We start from the raw sequence: 19308 nt of genomic DNA on the forward strand, positions 1-19308 counted from the left end.
GGATCAGATCTCCCCCAACTGCTCCGGCACGGGCGCGGAGTGAACGACCGTCAGGCCCGACACCGCGCGCGTCAGCGCCACGTACAGCCGGCGCAGGCCCGTGCGTTCGTCGGGTTCGCCGTCGACGACCGCCGCCGGCTCGTCCAGGACCACGTAGTCGTACTCCAGGCCCTTGGCGAGCGACGCCGGGACCAGGGTCAGCCGGGAGGCGGCCGTCGTCTCCTCGCCGGGGGAGAGGTGCGGCAGGCCCGCCGCCGTCAGCGCCTCCGCGAGCGGCGCGATCCGCGCGTCGGCGGCGATCAGGCCGATCGAGCCCTCGTGGCCCAGCGCCTCGACGCAGGCCGCGACCACGTCCGCGTCCAGGTCCTCCGGGCCCGCCGCGTGCCGGACGGCCAGCGAACCGGGGTTCTCACGGACCGACTCCACCGGCGCGAGCCCCGGCGACATGTGCGGAAGGAGCCGCGAGGCGTACGCGATGACCTCGCGCGGCACGCGGAAACCGGCCGTCAGCTCCTCCACCACCGCCTCCGGCTTCCCCAGGTGCCCGAGCGCCTGCGCCCAGCTCTCCGTCGCCCACGGCGTCGTCCCCTGCGCCAGGTCGCCCAGGACGGTCGCCGAACCGGTCGTGCAGCGCCGGCCCACCGCCCGGTACTGCATCGGGGACAGGTCCTGCGCCTCGTCGAGGACCACGTGCCCGAGCGAGTGCGTCCGCTCCACCAGGTCCCTCGCCTCGTCCACGAGCACCGCGTCCGCCGCCGACCACTTCGCCGACTTCACGCTCCGGCCCGGCTTCTCCCAGAGGAGCAGCTTCTGCTCGTCCTCCGTCAGCACCCCCTCGGCGTGCTCCGCCAGGAACTCCGCGTCGCTCAGCAGCCGCAGCACCAGCTTCGCCGGGTCCACCGGCGGCCAGCACTCCTTCACGACCGCCTTCACCGCCGCGTTCCGCGCGACCGCGTTCTGCACCCGGTCGTCCGGCGCCTCGCCCGCCTGCTCCATCCGTACGAGCACGGCGTGCGCGATCCGCTGCGGAAGCGCCTCGCGGGCCGCCCCGTACCGGATGTCGCGGTCGAGCAGCTCCCGCACCATCTCCTCGATCTCGTACGCCGGGACCCGCCAGCGGCGCGAGCCGCGCACCACCATCAGGGACTCCTCCGGCAGCCTCACGTGCGAGCGGACCGCCCGCCGCAGCACCTCCGCCATCCGGGCGTCGCCCTTCACGACCGCCGTCGCCGCCCCGTCCGTCCCGCGCACCTCGACGTGCGCCACCAGGTCGTCCACCGTCGCCTGCCTGACCTCCAGCTCGCCCAGCGCGGGGAGGACCTGCTCGATGTACTGGAGGAAGGAACGGTTCGGCCCGATGACCAGCGTCCCGGTGCGGGCGAGCCGCTCCCGGTGCGCGTAGAGGAGGTACGCGACACGGTGCAGGCCCACGGCCGTCTTGCCGGTCCCGGGCCCTCCCTGCACGCACACCGACCCCGAGAGGTCCGACCGGACGATCTCGTCCTGCTCGGGCTGGATCGTCGCCACGATGTCCCGCATGGGACCCACGCGCGGCCGCTCGATCTCCGTCTGGAGCAGCCGGCTGGTGCGCTCCAGCTCCTCCGGGTCGGACAGGTGCTCGTCCTCGTACGCGGTGAGCTCGCCGCCCGTGTAGCCGAAGCGGCGCCGCAGCCCCACGTCCTGCGGGTCCTTGCGCGAGGCCCGGTAGAAGGGCTGCGACACCGGGGCGCGCCAGTCGATCACCATCGGGTCGCCGCCGGCGTCGTGGACGTGCCGCCGCCCGATGTAGAACCGCTGTCCCTCCTGCGTGGTGTGCAGGTAGTCGAGCCGCCCGAAGAAGAGCGGCGTCCCGGCCAGGTCGGCCAGCGCCTTGATCCGGTCCTCGATCTGCCGCTCCAGGACGACGGCGTTCACCCAGTTCGCGGTGACGTCCTTGATGTCGAGCGCCTCCACGTCCTCGCGCATCGCGCGCAGGGCGGTGCGGGATGCGGTCAGATGGGCGCGTTCGCGCGCGAGCGGATCGTCGTCGGACAGCGGCTGATCGGGCACGGACACGGGCACGGACACGGCGGAGCCTCCGGGGCGGATGCGCGGATACGCGGACACGTCGAGGTGGCCGCCGGTTTCCGACCGGGCGGCGGCTCTCCACGGGGGAGGCGGGGAAGCTGGCGAGTGTAGACCCTGCGGGCCGGGCGGGGCGAACGCTTTCCGCCCGCGTCCATCCCGTAGGGGACGGGGTCCGACGTGAGACCGACCCCGGGTGCGTCCCGGATCGCACCTCAGGGCGATGTGTTCGCAATGTCCGGATTCCATCATGGAAACATGTCCGCGACGACGTTCACCCAGACGGCCGCCCTCCCCCGCCTCCACCGCGTGGGCCTCGCCCTCCGCGCGCTGCGCGCCTTCGGCGGCGCCGCGGCCGGGGTCGTCCTGCTCGGCGACTACGGCCCGCCGGAGGCGGGGGTCAGAGACCCGCGCCCGAAGTACGCGCCCGGGCGCACGTCCGTCTGAGCGCGTGCGCCGTTCTGAGTACGCGCCCCGCCCGGCTGAGTACCCCGACGCCTGACGCGGCCCCCGCGCCCCCTGATGGGATCGGGGCATGACGACGCCGCACACCACCGAGTCCGCCACCACCGACCACCCCGCCACCCCCACCGCCCCGAGCACCCGCGCCCCGCGCGTCCTCGCGCTCTGCGGGTTCCTCCTCCTCGCCGGGTGCCTGGTGCTCACCGCCGTCCTCGGACTCACCGACGCCATCGAGGGCGACGGCGCGGACGACGGCTTCCTCGCCGCCGGCTTCTGGGCCCTGGCCCTCGGAGCCGCCGCGGGCGCGGCCGCCCTCGCCGTGCCACGCCGCGCGCTCGTCGCCGCCCAGTACGCCCTGGCGTTCGCGGGCCCGTTCCTCGCCGCCCTGGACTGAGCGGCGCGCTACGGCGCCAGCAGCTCGTCCGCGTCCACGATCCGGTACGCGTACCCCTGCTCCGCCAGGAACCGCTGCCGGTGCGCCGCGAAGTCCTGGTCGATGGTGTCCCGGGCGACCACCGAGTAGAAGTGCGCCTGGTGGCCGTCGGCCTTCGGCCGCAGCACGCGGCCCAGGCGCTGGGCCTCCTCCTGCCGGGAGCCGAAGGTGCCGGACACCTGGATGGCGACCGTCGCCTCGGGCAGGTCGATCGAGAAGTTCGCGACCTTCGAGACGACGAGCACGCCGATCTCGCCGGTGCGGAACGCGTCGAAGAGCCGCTCCCGCTCCTTGTTCGACGTCTCGCCCTTGATGACCGGCGCGTCGAGGTGCTCGCCCAGCTCGTCGAGCTGGTCGATGTACTGCCCGATGACGAGGGTCTGCTGCCCGGCGAACCTCTTCACCAGCGCCTCCGTCACCTTCCGCTTCGTCGCCGTCGTCGCGCAGAAGCGGTACTTCTCCTCCGGCTCGGCCGTCGCGTACGCGAGCCGCTCCGAGTCGGTCAGGTTCACCCGGACCTCGACGCAGTCGGCGGGCGCGATGTACCCCTGCGCCTCGATCTCCTTCCACGGCGCGTCGAACCGCTTCGGCCCGATCAGCGAGAACACGTCCGACTCGCGCCCGTCCTCGCGCACCAGGGTCGCGGTGAGGCCGAGGCGGCGGCGGGCCTGGAGGTCGGCGGTGAACTTGAAGACGGGCGCGGGCAGCAGGTGCACCTCGTCGTAGACGATGAGGCCCCAGTCGCGGGAGTCGAACAGCTCCAGGTGCGGGTAGACGCCCTTCCGGCGGGTCGTGAGCACCTGGTAGGTGGCGATGGTGACGGGCCGGATCTCCTTCCTCGTACCGGAGTACTCGCCGATCTCGTCCTCGGTCAGCGAGGTCCGCTTCACCAGCTCGTGCTTCCACTGCCGGGCGGAGACGGTGTTGGTCACCAGGATCAGCGTGGTCGCCTTGGCCTCGGCCATCGCCCCGGCGCCGACCAGCGTCTTGCCCGCGCCGCAGGGCAGCACGACGACGCCGGAGCCGCCGTGCCAGAAGCCCTCCACGGCCTGCTTCTGGTACGGCCGCAGGCTCCAGCCGTCCTCGGCGAGGTCGATCCGGTGCGCCTCCCCGTCCACGTACCCGGCGAGGTCCTCGGCCGGCCAGCCCAGCTTCAGCAGGGTCTGCTTGATCTGCCCGCGCTCGGAGGGGTGCACGGCCACGGTGTCCGGGTCGATCCGCTCCCCGACCAGCGGCTGCACCTTCTTCGACCGGAGGATCTCCTCCAGGACGGGCCGGTCGGTGGTGGTGAGCACGAGCCCGTGGACGGGGTGCTTGGAGAGCGTGAGGCGCCCGTACCGGTCCATCGTCTCGGCGACGTCGACGAGCAGCGCGTGCGGCACGGGGTAGCGCGAGTACTCGACGAGCGCGTCCACGACCTGCTCGGCGTCGTGCCCGGCGGCCCGCGCGTTCCACAGTCCGAGCGGCGTCACGCGGTACGTGTGGATGTGCTCCGGCGCCCGCTCCAGCTCCGCGAAGGGCGCGATGGCCCGCCGACAGGCCTCGGCCAGCTCGTGGTCGACCTCCAGGAGCAGCGTCTTGTCGCTCTGGACGATCAGTGGTCCGTTCACGCGCGATCAGATCCTTCCCGGGCCGCTCCGACGACGGCCAATCCTCCAGTCTGCCTGATACGGGGCCGATGTCGGCAGGGGCTGCCACACTGGAGGCACCGGTTTCCGCGCGAGGGAGGTGGCGAGAGATGAGCGTGGCTCACGATCCGCATTACGGGCCTTGGACGATAGAGGAGGTCCTGGCTCTGGGGGAGGACCTTGGTGAACGTCGCGAATTGATGGGGGAAGCACTCTTGATGTCACCGGCTCCGGGATTCCTGCACCAGCGGGCTTCGTCGCGGCTGTGGAGTCTGCTCGACTCCGCCGTCCAGGCTGCCGGTACGTCCGCCGAGGTGCTCGAAGCCGTGAACGTGGTCCTTCCCGACGGACTGTTCATCCCCGACATCGTGGTGGTCGAGGCCGCTGCCGCCGCCGAGAACCCGGTGACGTGCGACGCCGACGCCGTGCTCCTCGTCGTCGAGATCGTCTCCCCGTCGTCCTCCGGCCGCCGCACGGACCGGCTGCTCAAGCCGCCGTACTACGCGGAGGCCGGCATCGAGCACCTGTGGCGCCTGGAACTGGAGCCCGTGCCCGCGCTCGTCGTCTCCGAGCTGCGGGACGGCCACTACGTGGAGCGACTCGTCGCCGAGGCCGGGCGCGAGACGGCCCTGGAGGCGCCGTTCCCGCTGAAGCTCGACCCCGGCGTCCTGGTGGCCCCGCGCCGCTGAGGACGGGCCCGGCCCCGTCGGCCCCGTCACACCTGGTCGTCCGCCAGTTCCGCCACGCCCGTGATCCGGTGCAGCGGGTACGTGCGCATCTCGTCGGCCGTGTGGTCGTAGCCCGTCACGAAGCCGCCCTCCACGCGGACCGGGGCGATGACCCGCTGGCTCGCCGCGCCGTCCGCGTTCACGTAGCCGATCCAGACCGCCGAGCCGGTCATCGCGGCCGCCTGGACGGTCGCCAGGGTCTCGGCGGACGAGGTGCGGGGGAGGGTCCCGGCCGGAGCCGGGGCCGCCGGCTCCCGGCGGACCGCCGTCGCCGCCCGGTCGCCCGCCCGGATCGCCTTCACCGCCGCGTGCAGCAGGGTCGCGTCCGGGGCGGGCGGGCCGTCCGGCACGGGAACGGGGGCCGTACGCGCGGGCGTGCGGTACGCGTCGGCGCGGGTGACCAGGACGTCCCCCTCCGCCGACTCGGCGGCCGGCGCGTACCCCATCGCCCGCAGCCCTTCGAGCAGCGCCGCCGGGTCCGTCTGCGCGGCGAGCACCGTCGGCGCCAGGCGCCGCAGGCCGAGGGCGGCGGAGCGCCGGTCGGCCAGGATCTCGCCGAGGACGGTGTCGTCGTCGCAGCGCACGTACGCGGACGCCGCCCCCACCCGCAGGTGCCCGTGGCGCCGGGCCACGTCGTCCACGAGGTACGCGAGCGGCTGCGGCACCGGCGTGCGGGAGTGCGCGACGAGGAAGGCGTGCACGTCGGACGCGGCGAGGCCGGAGTCGAGGGCCCGCCGCACGGAGCCGGGCGTGAACCGGTAGACCGTCGCGCCACCCTTCGACTCCACGTCCGCGAGGACCGCGAGCGCGTCCGCGAGGGGCCGCCGCAGCGGGCCGGGCGCGACCGCCGTCAGGTCGGCCTGGAGCAGTACGTGGTCGACGGCCTCGGGCAGCAGCGGCGCGAGCAGCGTCGCCGCCCGCTCGGCGGCCACCGACTCCTCGACCCCGCCGCCCTCGTCGGCCGGCGACGCGGCCTCGGCCAGCGGCAGGTTGAGCAGCGCCCGCGCCGGGGCCGCCAGGGCGCCCCGGCCGGTGAGCCCGAGGAGTTCGGCCTCCGCGAGCGACCAGCGCGCGAGCCGGGACCGCAGGTCGTCGGGGAGGGCGGCGCCCGCACCCTCGTCCCCGGAGCCGTAGCCGGAACCGGAGTCACCGGGACCCGCGGCGGAGCCCCGCAGCGGCCGCTCCCACCGCAGCCGCGCGAACAGCGTCTCCGGGTCGGCCGCCGCACCCGGCGGCAGCGTCGCCAGGAGGCCGAGCACCCGGTGCCGCACCTCGGGCGCGGCCGCCCGATCCAGGTCAGGACCGAGCGCCGAGAGGGCACGCCCCTTCGCGTCCTGGCCGCCGGCCAGGCCCGGCGTGCGGGTCGAGGCGAGCCAGGGCGCGACGAGCCGGGCCCAGCGCTCGGCGGGCGGCAGGTCGAGCCAGTCGTCGTAGGCGGGCGTCGGCGCGTACCGCTCGTCCGCCTCCCCGTCCGAGGCGAGCAGCCCCGCCCCGTGACAGAGCTCCAGCCAGAAGGCGGCGACCTGCTCCGTCACGTCCAGGGCGGCGGCGGCCCGCCGCAGGTCCCGCACGGAGAGCCCGCCCGCCCGCAGCACCTGCGGGCCCCCCTTGTCCCAGGACTTCAGCAGCTCCTCGACGGTCGCGAGCGCCGTGTACGCCTGTCCGGCCGCCGCGCCGTCCACCACCTGGGGACGGTGCTCGCGCAGCACGGCCACCTCCGGCGCCACCGGCTCCGGCACCCGGTGCGCCCGCCCGCCCCGCAGGTGCAGCGCCACCTCGCGCGGCAGCACCACCGTCCGCGCCGACACCGGGAGCAGCAGGCCCCGGTCGCGCAGCCAGCGCACGGGCGGCGCCGGGTTCGCCGTCACCTCGCCGTACGGCGGCCCCCACACGAGCCGGTCCAGGACGGCCAGCGCCTCCGGCGGCGCCTCGTCGAGGAGCGCGCCCATCCGGTCCCGGTCGGTGAAGAGCCCGGTCAGGGCCGCCACCGCCGACACCGGGTCGTGCGTCGCGGCGAGCCCGGCCGTCGCGATGATCTCCTGCACCCGGCCCGGCGACATGCCGGACGTCGCCTCGGCGACCGTCGGCCCGAGCCCGGTCGGGGAGGGGTGCTGCGGCGACGGCGAGAGCAGCTCGCGCGCGGTCCGCACGAGCCGCAGCCGGTCGTCCTCGCCCCATACGAGCGCCTGTTCGCGCAGCAGCGCCACCGCGCCCGGCAGCGCGTCCTCGATCACCGGATCGCCCTCGTCGCCGGTGAGCAGGGCGAGGAGCACGGGGTACGGGGCCGGGTCGGGGGCGACGGCGAGCGCCTCGGCCGTCTGGAGCGCGAACCGGTCGAGCCGCTCCAGGGCCCGCACCACCGAGCCCCGCGTCCCGGCCCGGGTCGCGAGCTGCGTCAGGTCGTTCGGCACGGGGTTCAGCAGGTCCGGGCGGGCGCGCAGCAGCGCGGTGAGCCCCTCGTCCCCCCGGGCGCGGAGCGCCTCCGCGAGCGTGCGGGGCGCCGCGGCGGCGCCTGTTCCCTCGGCCACGTGCGCCTCCCGGTCGAGCCCACCGATCCCCATCCGGACCACGTTAACCGCTGCGCAGGCGCTAACGTCGGGCCGTACCGGGCGAACCGGCCGTGGAGGGGCACCGTGGGCATCGAGAGCGACCAGTTGGTCTACGACTACCTGAGCCGGGTCGGCGATCTGGCCCAGCAGCGCCACCTGCCGGCGGGCGACCGCATGCGGCTCGTGTCGACGCTCCGGAACGAGATCGACCGCCGGCGCGCCACCCACGGCGAGGAGACCCCCGCGGCGGTACGGGGCATCCTCGGCGCCCTGGGCACCCCGGACGAGGTCGTGGACCGCGCGGGGGCGCGGGCGCCGGGGGGCGCCGGGAAACCGGGGGAAGCCCGGGGCCCGGTGCCGCAGCCGCGCGGGGGCGGCCCGGAGCGGGGGGACTCCTCCCGTACGCGCAGGAAGGACCGTACGGCGGGAGGGCCCGGGGACGCTCCGGCGGGCGACGGGACGGGCGAAAGGGCAGGTCGCGAGGGCCGAACGGGACGGACGGCCCCGGACGGCCGCAAGGGCTCCGGCAGCCGTACGAGTTCCGGCATCCGCAAGGGCTCCGACGCCCGTACGAGCTCCGACGCCCGCGCGGACCGCGACACCCGGTCACCCCGCGAGGGGGCCGTCCCCGACAAGCCCGGAATCCCGGCACCGCGTCCCGGCGTGTCGGGCCCGGACCGGCCGCTGTTCCACGGCGGGGCGGAGCGGGGCGCCTTCGACGGTCCGGAGGAGCCCGACTGGTGGCGGACGGAGGGCGCCGACGGCGTCCCCGGCTTCTTCGGGGGGATCGAACGCCCGGACCTCTTCACGCCGCCCGCCCCCGAGGAGGACGAGGAAGAGGAGGAGGCGGGAGCCTCCGCGTCCGGGAAGCGCCGGGTACTGGCCCGGATCCTGCGCCGGCGCAAGGGCTTGGTCCCGGCCCCCGAGGCGGAGGCGCCGGTGGCGGAGGCCCCGCCCCGCGCCCGCCTCGCCAACCCCTTCGTACTGCTCGCCGCGCTGCTCCTGCTCGGCGGCGCCGTCTTCGGCTCGCTCCTCGCCCTCGCCGCGGGCTGGCTCCTCGCGTACGCCTCCCGCCGGCTGACCCCCGGCGAGGTCAAGGGCGCGGTCCTGGTGATCCCGGGCCTCGCCGCCGGTTCCGGGACGCTCTGGCTGTGGGGCCGCGTCCAGGGCCGCTGGGGCGACCCGGTGGTCCCGGGCGGCGAGGCGATGGGCGCGGCGGTCGCCGAGACCTGGCCGTGGGTCCTGCGGGGGGCGGCGGTCGCGTCGGCCCTGTTCCTGCTGTGGCGCTCCCGCAAGCACTGAGGCACCGGACCGCGGGCCGGGACACCACTCACCGGGCACGGCCCCGCCCCGGAACACCCGGACCGCCCGCCCCCCGAACGCCTGACCGCCTGGCCCAGAATGGGAGCCATGACCTCTCCGGACGCGCCGCTCACCGTCGGCTTCGACCTCGACCTGACCCTCCTCGACACCCGCCCCGGCATCAAGGCCACGTGGGAGGCGTTCGCCGCCGAGACCGGGGTCGCGATCGACGCCGACCTCGTCGTGACCCGCCTCGGGCCGCCGCTCGAACACGAGATGGCGTACTGGTTCCCGCAGGAGCGCGTCCCGGAGATGGTGTCCCGCTACCGCGCGCTCTACCCGGAGTACGCGATCGGGCCCACCGTCCCGATGCCGGGCGCCGAGGACGCGCTCCGGGCCGTCCGCGAGGCGGGCGGCCGGACGCTCGTCGTCACCGCCAAGAACGGCCCCCACGCCGAACTGCACTTCGAGCACCTCGGCATCGAGCCCGACGCGGTCGTCGGCGGCCTGTGGGCCGAGGGCAAGGCGGAGGCCCTGCGCGCCCACGGCGCCCGGGTGTACGTGGGCGACCACACCGGCGACGTCCGGGGCGCCGCCGCCGCGGGCGCCCTCTCGGTGGCCGTGGCGACCGGCCCCTGCCCCGCCGAGGAGCTGCGGGAGGCCGGCGCGGACGTGGTCCTGGCGGACCTGACGGACTTCCGTGCCTGGTGGGAGGCCTACCGGGGCTGAGCGGGCGTGCCCGTACCGGCCCTGGCCTGGCGCCGCTGGGCCGCGATCGAGCGCATCACGCCGGCGGCGGCGACGAGGAATCCGACCCCCATCAGCATCGAGACGGTGTACGCGACGGTGGGGAACGGGTCCGTCCCGAGGAACAGCGGAGCCACGGTGACCAGCGTCGCGACCGCGCCGATCACGAAGAGGATGCCGCCGGCCTTGACGAGGCCGTCGCCCGGGGCGCTGTCGTCCACCGGCACGGCGCGGGTTTCACTACGCATTCGACCAGGGTAGTTCCCAGGCCGTAGGAACACATCGGCGACGTCTTGTCACCGGCCTCCGGACCATTAGCCTTGGTGCCGGCGGGTCGGTCGACCCGCCGTTCGCCATCCCCATCGACGAGGACGAGGACGGACGTGCCTACCGGCAAGGTGAAATGGTTCAACAGCGAGAAGGGCTTCGGCTTCCTCTCCCGTGACGACGGCGGCGACGTCTTCGTCCACTCGTCGGTGCTCCCCGCCGGAGTCGAGGCGCTGAAGCCGGGCCAGCGGGTGGAGTTCGGCGTCGTCGCGGGCCAGCGCGGCGACCAGGCGCTGTCCGTCGTGATCCTCGACCCCACCCCGTCCGTCGCCGCGGCCCAGCGTCGCAAGCCCGACGAACTCGCTTCCATCGTGCAGGACCTGACGACGCTCCTGGAGAACATCACGCCGATGCTGGAGCGCGGCCGCTACCCGGAGAAGACGGCGGGCAAGAAGATCGCCGGCCTGCTGCGGGCGGTCGCGGACCAGCTCGACGTCTGAACCTTCTCAGGGGAAGGCGAGCGCGTCCGGGCCGAGGGGCGGTACGAGTCCCTCGGCCGCGGCGCGGGTGAGCAGCCCGCGGACCGCCGCGTAGCCGTGCTCGCCGAGGTCGGCCGTGAACTCGTTCACGTACAGGCCGATGTGCTGGTCCGCCACCTTCGGGTCCATCTCCTGCGCGTGCTCCATGACGTACGGCCGGGAGGCGGCCGGGTCGTCCCAGGCCATCCGCACGGACGCGCGGGCCGCGTCGGCGAGCAGCCGGAGGGTCTCCGCGCCGAGCGAGCGGCGGGCGACGATCGCGCCGAGCGGGATCGGCAGGCCCGTCGTCGACTCCCAGTGCTCGCCCATGTCGGCGAGCCGGTGCAGCCCGTACTCCTGGTACGTGAAGCGGGCCTCGTGGATGACGAGCCCCGCGTCGACCTTGCCGTCGCGGACGGCGGGCATGATCTCGTGGAACGGCATCACGACCACCTCGCCGACCCCGCCGGGCACGGCCTCGGCCGCCCACAGCCGGAACAGCAGGTACGCGGTCGAGCGCTCGCTCGGCACGGCGACGGTCCTCCCGGCCAGGTCGGCGCCCGTCCCGGCGTCCCGGGTCAGGACGAGCGGCCCGCAGCCCCGGCCCAGCGCGCCGCCGCAGGGCAGCAGGGCGTACTCGTCGAGGATCCAGGGCAGCACGGCGTACGACACCTTGAGGACGTCGTGCGCGTCGGTGCCGCTCTCGGCCCAGCCGTTGGTGACGTCGATGTCGGCGAAGGTCACGTCGAGCCGGGGGGCGCCGGGGACGCGGTCGTGGGCCCAGGCGTCGAAGACGAAGGTGTCGTTCGGGCAGGGCGAGTAGGCGATCTTCAGTTTCACGGCGTCTCCACGGGGACGGTGCGGCTCAGTGCCCCGGCGGCCCGGCGGAGCGCGTCCAGGGCGTCGCCGATGCGCCAGGCGGCGCGGTCGCGGGGGCCGACGGCGTTCGACACGGCACGGAGTTCGAGGACGGGCACGCCGTACGCGGCGGCGGCCTCGGCGACGCCGAAGCCCTCCATCGCCTCGGCGGCGGCCCCGGGGTGCCGCTCGGCCAGCTCGGCGGCGCGCCGGGCGCTGCCGGTGACGGTGGAGACGGTGAGGACGGGCGCGACGGCGCACGGCAGGCCCTCGGCGGCCAGGGCGGCGCGGAGGCGGCCGGTCAGCGCCTCGGGCACGGGGTGGACGGACCGCCCGAAGCCGAGCTCGTCGACGGCGAGGTACCCGTCGGGGGTCTCCGCCCCGAGGTCGGCGGCGACGATCGCGGACGAGACGACGAGGGTCCCGAGCGGGGCGGACGGCTGGAACCCGCCGGCGATCCCGGCGGAGACGACGAGGTCGTAGGGACGTTCCCGGTGGTCCGCGCCCGTCGCCCTCGTCGAGGCGTGCGCCAGGGCCGTTCCCGTCGCGGCGGCGACGGCCGCGGGGCCGACCCCGCCGACCAGGACGTCGACGCGCGCGCGGTCCCCGTCCGTGTGGCGGCGCAGGGCGAACCCCCCGGGCAGCGGGACGTGCTCCGGGGCGGCGGTCGCGACGGCGGCGAGGCCGGCGGTGACGGAGTCCGCCTCCGCCGCCACGGCCGTCACGATCAGGATCCGGTGGACCACCGGCGGATCAGGATTCCTTCTTCAGCTGGAAGTGCCAGACGCCGGTCAGCTTCTTGCCGGTGTTCTCGACGATGGTCACCTGGGCCTGGTCTAGGGTCTCGCCGGTCTGCTGGCTGGAGAAGAAGGCGCTGGCCGGAATGGTCCGGTAGGTCTTCTTGTACGGCTCGGCCTCGGCCTGCTGGCCGCCGAGGAAGATCGTCCACCCGTTGTCGGCGATCTCGGGGTCCACGCCGAAGCGGATCCGGTCGTCCGGGGCGACGGTGATGGTCTTCTCGGCCTTCTTGTTGAGGCACTCCTGGACCTGCGACTCCTTGATGGCGTCGCCGTCGTTGTAGCAGGCGGCCTCGGAGTGGACCGAGTCGGATCCGACCGTCAGGGTCGCGATCGGGGTCGGCTTGTCGCAGGCGGAGAGGACGAGGAGCCCGGCGGAGACGGCCCCGAGGGCGACGGCGGTCCGGCGGCGCGAGCCGGAGAAGAACGCAACGGTCATGAGCCGAAGGCTATCGGGCCGTCGCTTCCGCGCCACGCGGGGGTACGGCGTGCCGCCTCCCGGTACCGGACGGGCTGGGCCATCCGTACGCCCGGAGGCCCCTTCCGCGCCGCGAGGGCCGCTACCCGGCCACGCCGCCGGGGCCACCGCCCGGTCACGCCACCCGGGTCTTCGGGCGGTTCTTCGGGCCCGGGCGGCGGCGGGCGGCCGAGAGCAGGCCGCGGACGGCCAGGAAGGCGCCCAGGGCCAGGATCGCGGCGGCGACGGACATCCCGAGGGTGCCGTTCAGGGGGAGCGCGATGCCGATCGCGCCGCCCACCACCCACGCCATCTGGAGCGCGGTCTCGGAGCGCGCGAACGCCGAGGTCCGCACCACCTCCGGCACGTCCCGCTGGATCAGCGCGTCCAGGGACAGCTTCGACAGGGCCTGGGTGAGGCCCGCGACCGCGCCGAGGACGGCGACCATCACGCCGCCGAAGAAGATCGCCGTGCAGATCGCGGTGCCGAGGACCACGCTGATCATCGTGGCGATGATCACCTCGGGACCGTGGCCCCGGTCCCGGAGCAGCGAGCCGACCGCCGTCCCGCACGCGTTGCCGACGCCCGCCGCCACGCCCACGATGCCGAGGGAGACGGCGGCGCTCTGACCCGAGAGCGGGTGCTCGCGCAGCAGGAACGCCAGGAAGAAGATCAGGAAGCCCGACAGCATGCGCTGGGCCGCGTTGGCCGCCAGGCCGTGCAGGACCGCCGGGCCGACCGTCCGCAGGCTCGGCTTCTTCTCGCCGTGGGTCAGCAGGTGCGCCCGCCGCTCGCCCTTCGCGGAGTCCACCTTCGGCGGCATCCGCAGCGCCCAGAACACGCCGAGCAGGAACAGCGCGCACGCGCCGTACAGCGGCCAGCCCGGCCCGATCATCTGGAGCCCCGCCCCGACGGGCGCGGCGACCCCGGTGGCGAGCAGCCCGGCCAGGGTGACTCTGGAGTTCGCCTTCACGAGCGAGAAGTCCGGTGGCAGCAGCCGGGGCACGACCGCGCTGCGGACCACCCCGTACGCCTTGGAGGCCACGAGCACGCCGAGCGCGGCCGGGTACAGCTCGATGCCGCCGGTCGCGACGGCCCCGGACATCATGATCGCCAGGACCGCGCGGGTCCCCATCGCGCCCGCCATCGCCGCGCGCCGGCCGTGCGGGATGCGGTCCAGGAGCGGGCCGATCACGGGGGCGAGGAGGGTGAACGGGGCCATGGTGATGGCGAGGTAGAGGGCGACGCGGCCGCGGGCCTCGTCGGTCGGCACGGAGAAGAAGACGGTGGAGGCGAGGGCGACGGTGATCATGACGTCCCCGGCGCCGTTCACGGCGTGCAGCTCGATCAGCTTGCCGAGCCCCGACTCGCCCGCGCCGTGCGCGTGGGTGGCCTTCCGGATGCCCTTCGCCGTGCCGGTGAACGGCAGGTGCAGGGCACGCCCGACCGCCCGGCCCGCTCTCCGGAGCGGCCCGGCCTGATCCTCGGATCGTGCGGGGGACCGTGCGGCTGCCACCCCGTCATAGTGCCCCAAGGTCGGGTCCCGAACCGTGGCGTGACGCGGGATACATCCGGACCGACCGGGCCGCCCGCGGCCCGGCGGAGGACCCGGAGGCGCGCCGGAGACCCGCTCGAACGGGCCCGCACGCCGGGCGTGTCGCGGGCGCGCCGTTGGTCGGTGCGGGCGGCCGGGGCCCGCAGCCCGTGGACCGTACGGCCGACGCGGTGATTCCGGGCCTCCGCGACCGGGCGCGTACATGATCCGCCCCGTCGTTCCCGGCCTCCGCCACCGGACGCGCACGCGGTCCGTCCGGCCGTTCCCGGGGCTCCGTGACCGGCCCGGTCGTCCGTGATGCGGCCCTCTTGGGACGGGCAGGTGGGCGGAGGCCCGCGAACGGGGTAGCGTGCGTAGCGCGTCACCGGCGGAAGCTCTCGGCCGCGCGCCTCTTCGGCATACCGCAGAATGGATGGCGTTAGGTGTGCCCGAGACGCGCGAGACACGTCGGGTGCGGACGTCGATGCGGCCCTCTGGTCCGCTCCGCCCGCCGCCCGTTGCTTCGCTCCCGCCTCCCGGCCGGCGCACCTGTGAGACGGCGTAGGAGAGAAGCGATACCTGTGAGTGCTGCGACGACGCGAAGCGGTACCCCGCGTGCCCCGCGAGCCACGCGTACCCCCGACCGCCTGTGCGCCGAGGCGGTGGAACTCGCCCGGGAGGCCGCCGAGGAGGCGGCCGCGCCGGGGATCGTGGGCGCCCACGTGGAGGTCCTCGCGGAGGGCGACCGCGTCGTCACCCACTTCTTCGAGTGCAAGGAGCCCGGCTACCGGGGCTGGCGCTGGGCGGTGACCGTCACGCGCGCCTCCCGCGCCAAGAACGTCACGCTTGACGAAACCGTCCTGCTGCCGGGACCCGACTCCCTCCTCGCCCCCGAGTGGGTGCCGTGGAGCGAGCGGCTGCGCCCCGGCGACATGGGTCCGGGCGACCTGCTGCCGACCGAGCAGGACGACCCGCGCCTGGAGCCCGGCTACACCGGCGAGGACGCGCCGCCGCCGAACTCCGCGGTCTCGGAGGAGCTGGCGGACCACCTCGACGCCGAGGACGCCGAGATCGTGACCCGTACCCCCTCGCGGGGCGCGATCGCGTCGGTCGCCGACGAGCTCGGCATGCGCCGGGCCCGGGTCCTGTCCCGCTACGGCCTGCACGTGGCCGCGGACCGCTGGGACGAGGCCTTCGGCGCCAAGACGCCGATGGCGCAGGCGGCCCCCGCCACCTGCGAGTCCTGCGCCTTCCTGGTGCCGCTGGACGGCTCCCTGAAGCAGGCCTTCGGCATCTGCGCCAACGAGTTCTCCCCGGCGGACGGCCGGGTCGTCTCCCTGGCGTACGGCTGCGGGGGCCACTCGGAGGCCGCCGTCATGCCGAAGCCGCCGCGCCCCGCGCCCCCGGTCCACGACTCGACGGCCGTCGACGCCTTCCCCCTCCGCCCCTCCGGCGACTCCGGCTCCACGACGGAACCGGACGAGGTCCTGGAGGACCTGGGCCACTCGTAGGGGCGGCCCCTCCGCCGGGAAGGCCGTACCGCGCGGCGCGGTACCTTCGGGCCCCGGGACCTCCGGAACGGCACCGTACCGGTCCCGCCCCGATTCACCGCACCGCAGAGTGGAGTCAGACGTGAGCGTCAGCGTCCGGACGACGACCGACGGAACCGACCCCTTCGGCACCGCACGACTGCGCCGCGGCGTCCTCGACGCCTGGGGGGCCTCGCCCGCCCGGTTCCGGGAGGACGCCAACGCCGAGGAGGACCTCGCGCTCGGCGGCTACCGCGACCGGCTGGTCGTCGAGCTGGCCCAGAACGCCGCCGACGCCGCCCGCCGCGCCGGAGTCCCCGGCCGCCTCCGCCTCACCCTGCACCCGGCGGACCACGAGGGCCCGGCCGTCCTGGCCGCCGCCAACACCGGCGCCCCGCTGGACGCCACGGGCGTCGAGTCGCTGTCCACCCTCCGCGCCTCCGCCAAGCGCGAGCAGGGCGGCGAGGGGGACACGGGGGCCGTGGGCCGCTTCGGCGTCGGCTTCGCCGCCGTCCTCGCCGTCACCGACGAGCCCGCCCTCCTCGGCCGCCACGGCGGCGTCCGCTGGTCCCTCGCCGAGGCCCGCGAACTGGCCGCCGAGGCCGCCCGCCACAGCCCGGGCCTCGGCGACGAACTGCGCCGCCGCGACGGCCACGTGCCGCTGCTCCGCCTCCCGCTGCCCGCCGAGGGCACCGCGCCCGACGGGTACGACAGCGTCGTGGTCCTGCCGCTGCGCGACGCGGCCGCCCACGACCTCACCGAGCGGCTCCTCTCCTCGATCGACGACGCCCTGCTGCTCACTCTTCCGGGTCTGTCCGAGGTCGTCGTGGAGACACCCGAAGGTGTACGAACGCTCCGCCGCTCCGAGGCCGACGGCTACGTCCGTATCGAGGACTCCGCGAGCGGCGCGCACCGCTGGCGGACCGTCGGCCACGCCGGCCCGCTCGACCCCGAACTCCTCAGGGACCGCCCGGTCGAGGAGCGCCTGCGCCCCCACTGGTCGGTCACCTGGGCCGTGCCCGTGGACGACGCGGGGGCTCCGCGCTACCCGCAGACCACCCCGGTCGTGCACGCCCCGACCCCCACGGACGAACCCCTGGGCATCCCCGCCCTCCTCATCGCCTCCCTGCCGCTCGACACCGCCCGCCGCCACCCGGCGCCCGGGCCGCTCACCGACTTCCTGGTGCAGCGGGCGGCCGACGCGTACGCCGAACTGCTCGCCGACTGGCGGCCGGTGACGACCGCCGCGCTCGACCTCGTGCCCGGCCCGTTCGGCAAGGGCCCGCTCGACGGGGCGCTGCGCGAGGCGATCCTCGACCGGCTGCCGCGCGTCGGGTTCCTGGCGCCCGCCGTCCCGACCGAGGAGCTGCCCGCGCTCCGCCCGATCGAGGCGGAGGTCGTGGAGGGCGCGGGCGCGGACACCGTGAACGTGCTCGCGGAGGTCTTTCCGACGCTCCTCCCGGCCGGTCTGGAGCGCCGCCCGGAACTGCGCACGCTCGGCGTCGGCCGGGTGCCGCTGACCGAGGCGATCGACCGCCTGGCCGGGGTCGACCGGCCCGCCGGCTGGTGGTGGCGCCTGTACGACTCCCTCGCGGGCGTCGACCCGGACCGGCTCACGGGCCTGCCGGTGCCGCTGGCGGAGGAGACGGAGGGCACCCGGTCCCGCACGGTGATCGGCCCCCGCCAGGTCCTCCTGCCGCAGGAGGGCACCCCGCCCGAGCTGGCCCGGCTCGGCCTGAAGGTGGCGCACCCGGACGCCGCCCACCCGCTCCTGGAGAAGCTGGGCGCCCTGCCCGCCACGCCCCGCGCGATCCTGACGACCCACCAGGTGCGGCTCGCGGTCGCCGCCTCCCTCGACGTGGGCGAGATCTGGGACGAGGACGTCGACGCCCTGGACGCCGAGGAGCTGGCCGAGACCGTCCTCGGCCTGGCCCGCGACGCGGACCTCGCCCCGGGCGAGGAGCCGTGGCTGGGCGCGCTCGCCCTTCCCGACGAGGACGGCGAGCTCGCCCCGGCCAGCGAACTCGTCCTCCCCGGCTCGCCCTTCGCCGCCGTCGTCCGCGAGGACGAGATCGCCTTCGTGGACGCCGGCCTCGCCGCCCGCTGGGGCGAGCAGCCCCTCACCGCGTGCGGGGTGCTCGCCACCTTCGCCCTGGTCCGCACGAGCGACCTCGTCCTCGACCCGGACGAGGTCGAGCCCCGCGAGGGCGACTATCCGGAGCCGGACGACGCCGGGCTCCTCGACGCGGTCGACGTGTGGTGCGAGGACGTCCTCGACCGCCTCCCGGAGACCCCGGTGCCGCCGGTGGCGACGGAGATCGTCGCCGTACGGGACCTGGACCTGGTCGACGACGACGCCTGGCCGCGGGCGCTCGCCCTGCTCGCGGTGCCGCCCCTGAGGGACGCCCTGATCCAGCCCGTACGGGTCCTCCTGCCGGACGGCGCGACGGAGACGGTCCGCCCGTACACGGCCTGGTGGCTCCGCGACCACCCCGTACTGGACGGCCGCCGCCCGGCCGGACTGCGCGCCGCCGGCACCGACCCCCTCCTGATCGGCCTGTACGACTCCGCCGACGCGACCGGCTTCGACGACGAGCAGGTCCTGCGGGCCCTCGGCGTCCGCACCTCGGTCCCGGCGCTCCTGGACGAGCCGGGCGGCGCGGCGGAGCTGCTCGGCCGCCTGGCGGACCCGGACCGCGTGGTGACGGCCCCGCAGCTGCACGCCCTCTACACGGCCCTCGCGGACCTGGACCCGGAGCAGGTGACCCTCCCGGACGAGCTGCGGGCGGTCGTCGACGGGGTCGTGACCGTGGTCGACGCGGCGGACGCGGTGGTGGCGGACACCCCCGACCTCCTGCCCCTGGCGGCCGGGCTCCCCCTCCTCCCGGTCTCCCCGTCCCGCGCGGTGGACCTGGCCGACCTGTTCCAGGTGCGCCGCCTGAGCGAGACGGTGGAGGCGGAGGTCACGACGACCGGCGAGGAGCACGGCGTCCCGGACTCCGTGACGGCCCTCCTCGGCCCCGCCACCCCCGGCTTCTACGTCGAGCACGAGGAACTCCGCGCGGGCGGCGTCGAGCTCGACTGGCGCCGCACCCCCGACGGCACCGTCCACGCCGCCACCCTCGAAGGCGTCGCCGCCGGCCTCGCCTGGGCCGCCGGCCAGTGGCCCCGCCGCTTCGAGGTCGCGGCCCTCCTGGAGGACCCGACCCGCACGGAGGAGCTTTCGCGGGACCGGTGGTTCGACTGACCGCCGGGCCGCCGGGGCCTTCGTCCCGGGCCCCGGCCACGGGCGGACCGTGAGCCTGTCGACGCCGATCTGCTGGGGACACACCGTGCCGAACCCGACGGCGGGGGCGGTCTCCGCGTACTCGGCCGGTCGCCGGTCCTTCCTGTCCCTCCACTCGACGATCGCCACGACGGCGGTCGTGAGGGTGC

16 protein-coding genes are annotated in these 19308 nt (G+C 75.5%); 8 read left to right on the forward strand and 8 right to left on the reverse strand.

The genetic code is table 11. The annotated features are described in order from the left end of the window. Positions 1 to 3: 3 nt before the first annotated feature. Positions 4 to 2067, reverse strand: a complete 2064-nt coding sequence (locus AB0398_RS18190; RefSeq protein ID WP_366376198.1) for a UvrD-helicase domain-containing protein — start codon at positions 2065 to 2067, stop codon at positions 4 to 6. A gap of 255 nt (positions 2068 to 2322) precedes the next feature. Here AB0398_RS18190 and AB0398_RS18195 point away from each other — a divergent pair, with 255 nt between their 5' ends. Then, the gene (locus AB0398_RS18195; RefSeq protein ID WP_366376200.1) at positions 2323 to 2511 is read left to right on the forward strand and encodes a hypothetical protein; all 189 of its coding nucleotides are present in this window, start codon (positions 2323 to 2325) and stop codon (positions 2509 to 2511) included. Positions 2512 to 2599: 88 nt separating this feature from the next. Continuing rightward, positions 2600 to 2920, forward strand: coding sequence for a hypothetical protein (locus AB0398_RS18200; RefSeq protein ID WP_366376202.1), 321 nt, complete (start codon positions 2600 to 2602; stop codon positions 2918 to 2920). Positions 2921 to 2928: 8 nt separating this feature from the next. On the opposite strand, the gene AB0398_RS18205 is transcribed toward AB0398_RS18200, so the two are convergent. Further along, on the reverse strand, positions 2929 to 4569 hold the full coding sequence (locus AB0398_RS18205; RefSeq protein WP_366376204.1) for a DNA repair helicase XPB: 1641 nt from the start codon (positions 4567 to 4569) through the stop codon (positions 2929 to 2931). Between the two features lie 128 nt (positions 4570 to 4697). On the opposite strand from AB0398_RS18205, the gene AB0398_RS18210 reads away from it, so the two are divergent. Then, complete coding sequence (locus tag AB0398_RS18210; RefSeq protein ID WP_366376205.1) at positions 4698 to 5276, forward strand: Uma2 family endonuclease; 579 nt, start codon at positions 4698 to 4700, stop codon at positions 5274 to 5276. A 26-nt stretch (positions 5277 to 5302) separates the two neighbouring features. On the opposite strand, the gene AB0398_RS18215 is transcribed toward AB0398_RS18210, so the two are convergent. Next, positions 5303 to 7876, reverse strand: coding sequence for a helicase C-terminal domain-containing protein (locus AB0398_RS18215; RefSeq protein ID WP_366376206.1), 2574 nt, complete (start codon positions 7874 to 7876; stop codon positions 5303 to 5305). Positions 7877 to 7948: 72 nt separating this feature from the next. On the opposite strand from AB0398_RS18215, the gene AB0398_RS18220 reads away from it, so the two are divergent. Both AB0398_RS18220 and AB0398_RS18225 read left to right on the forward strand, forming a co-directional pair. After that, a complete protein-coding gene (locus AB0398_RS18220) occupies positions 7949 to 9166 on the forward strand; it encodes a hypothetical protein (protein ID WP_366376208.1) in 1218 nt (405 codons plus the stop codon). Positions 9167 to 9274: 108 nt separating this feature from the next. Next, on the forward strand, positions 9275 to 9895 hold the full coding sequence (locus AB0398_RS18225) for an HAD hydrolase-like protein (RefSeq protein ID WP_366376209.1): 621 nt from the start codon (positions 9275 to 9277) through the stop codon (positions 9893 to 9895). On the opposite strand, the gene AB0398_RS18230 is transcribed toward AB0398_RS18225, so the two are convergent. Beyond that, positions 9883 to 10161: a hypothetical protein gene (locus tag AB0398_RS18230; protein WP_366376210.1), complete on the reverse strand. Its 279-nt coding sequence runs from the start codon at positions 10159 to 10161 to the stop codon at positions 9883 to 9885. The two genes, AB0398_RS18225 and AB0398_RS18230, sit on opposite strands and share 13 nt — an antisense overlap. A gap of 135 nt (positions 10162 to 10296) precedes the next feature. Between AB0398_RS18230 and AB0398_RS18235 the strand changes: the two genes are divergently transcribed. Then, positions 10297 to 10680 carry a cold-shock protein gene (locus AB0398_RS18235; RefSeq protein ID WP_366376211.1) on the forward strand — a complete coding sequence of 128 codons (384 nt, stop codon included), beginning with the start codon at positions 10297 to 10299 and terminating at the stop codon, positions 10678 to 10680. Positions 10681 to 10686: 6 nt separating this feature from the next. Here AB0398_RS18235 and AB0398_RS18240 read toward each other — a convergent pair whose 3' ends face one another. The 4 genes from AB0398_RS18240 to AB0398_RS18255 all read right to left on the reverse strand — a co-directional run bounded on the left by AB0398_RS18240 (position 10687) and on the right by AB0398_RS18255 (position 14326). Then, on the reverse strand, positions 10687 to 11538 hold the full coding sequence (locus tag AB0398_RS18240) for a 1,4-dihydroxy-6-naphthoate synthase (protein ID WP_366376213.1): 852 nt from the start codon (positions 11536 to 11538) through the stop codon (positions 10687 to 10689). Then, positions 11535 to 12302 carry a futalosine hydrolase gene (locus AB0398_RS18245; RefSeq protein WP_366376214.1) on the reverse strand — a complete coding sequence of 256 codons (768 nt, stop codon included), beginning with the start codon at positions 12300 to 12302 and terminating at the stop codon, positions 11535 to 11537. The genes AB0398_RS18240 and AB0398_RS18245 overlap by 4 nt, the downstream gene beginning before the upstream one ends. A 7-nt stretch (positions 12303 to 12309) precedes the next feature. Then, the gene (locus AB0398_RS18250; RefSeq protein ID WP_366376216.1) at positions 12310 to 12792 is read right to left on the reverse strand and encodes a DUF2771 domain-containing protein; all 483 of its coding nucleotides are present in this window, start codon (positions 12790 to 12792) and stop codon (positions 12310 to 12312) included. Between the two features lie 154 nt (positions 12793 to 12946). Beyond that, the gene (locus AB0398_RS18255) at positions 12947 to 14326 is read right to left on the reverse strand and encodes an MFS transporter (RefSeq protein WP_366376218.1); all 1380 of its coding nucleotides are present in this window, start codon (positions 14324 to 14326) and stop codon (positions 12947 to 12949) included. A 599-nt stretch (positions 14327 to 14925) separates the two neighbouring features. On the opposite strand from AB0398_RS18255, the gene AB0398_RS18260 reads away from it, so the two are divergent. Both AB0398_RS18260 and AB0398_RS18265 read left to right on the forward strand, forming a co-directional pair. Beyond that, positions 14926 to 15855, forward strand: coding sequence for a DUF3027 domain-containing protein (locus AB0398_RS18260; protein ID WP_366376220.1), 930 nt, complete (start codon positions 14926 to 14928; stop codon positions 15853 to 15855). Between the two features lie 109 nt (positions 15856 to 15964). Continuing rightward, positions 15965 to 19120, forward strand: a complete 3156-nt coding sequence (locus tag AB0398_RS18265; RefSeq protein WP_366376222.1) for a molecular chaperone Hsp90 — start codon at positions 15965 to 15967, stop codon at positions 19118 to 19120. The last annotated feature ends 188 nt before the right edge of the window (positions 19121 to 19308 follow it).

The organism is Streptomyces sp. NPDC086147 (assembly GCF_040702165.1).
GTDB lineage: Bacteria > Actinomycetota > Actinomycetes > Streptomycetales > Streptomycetaceae > Streptomyces.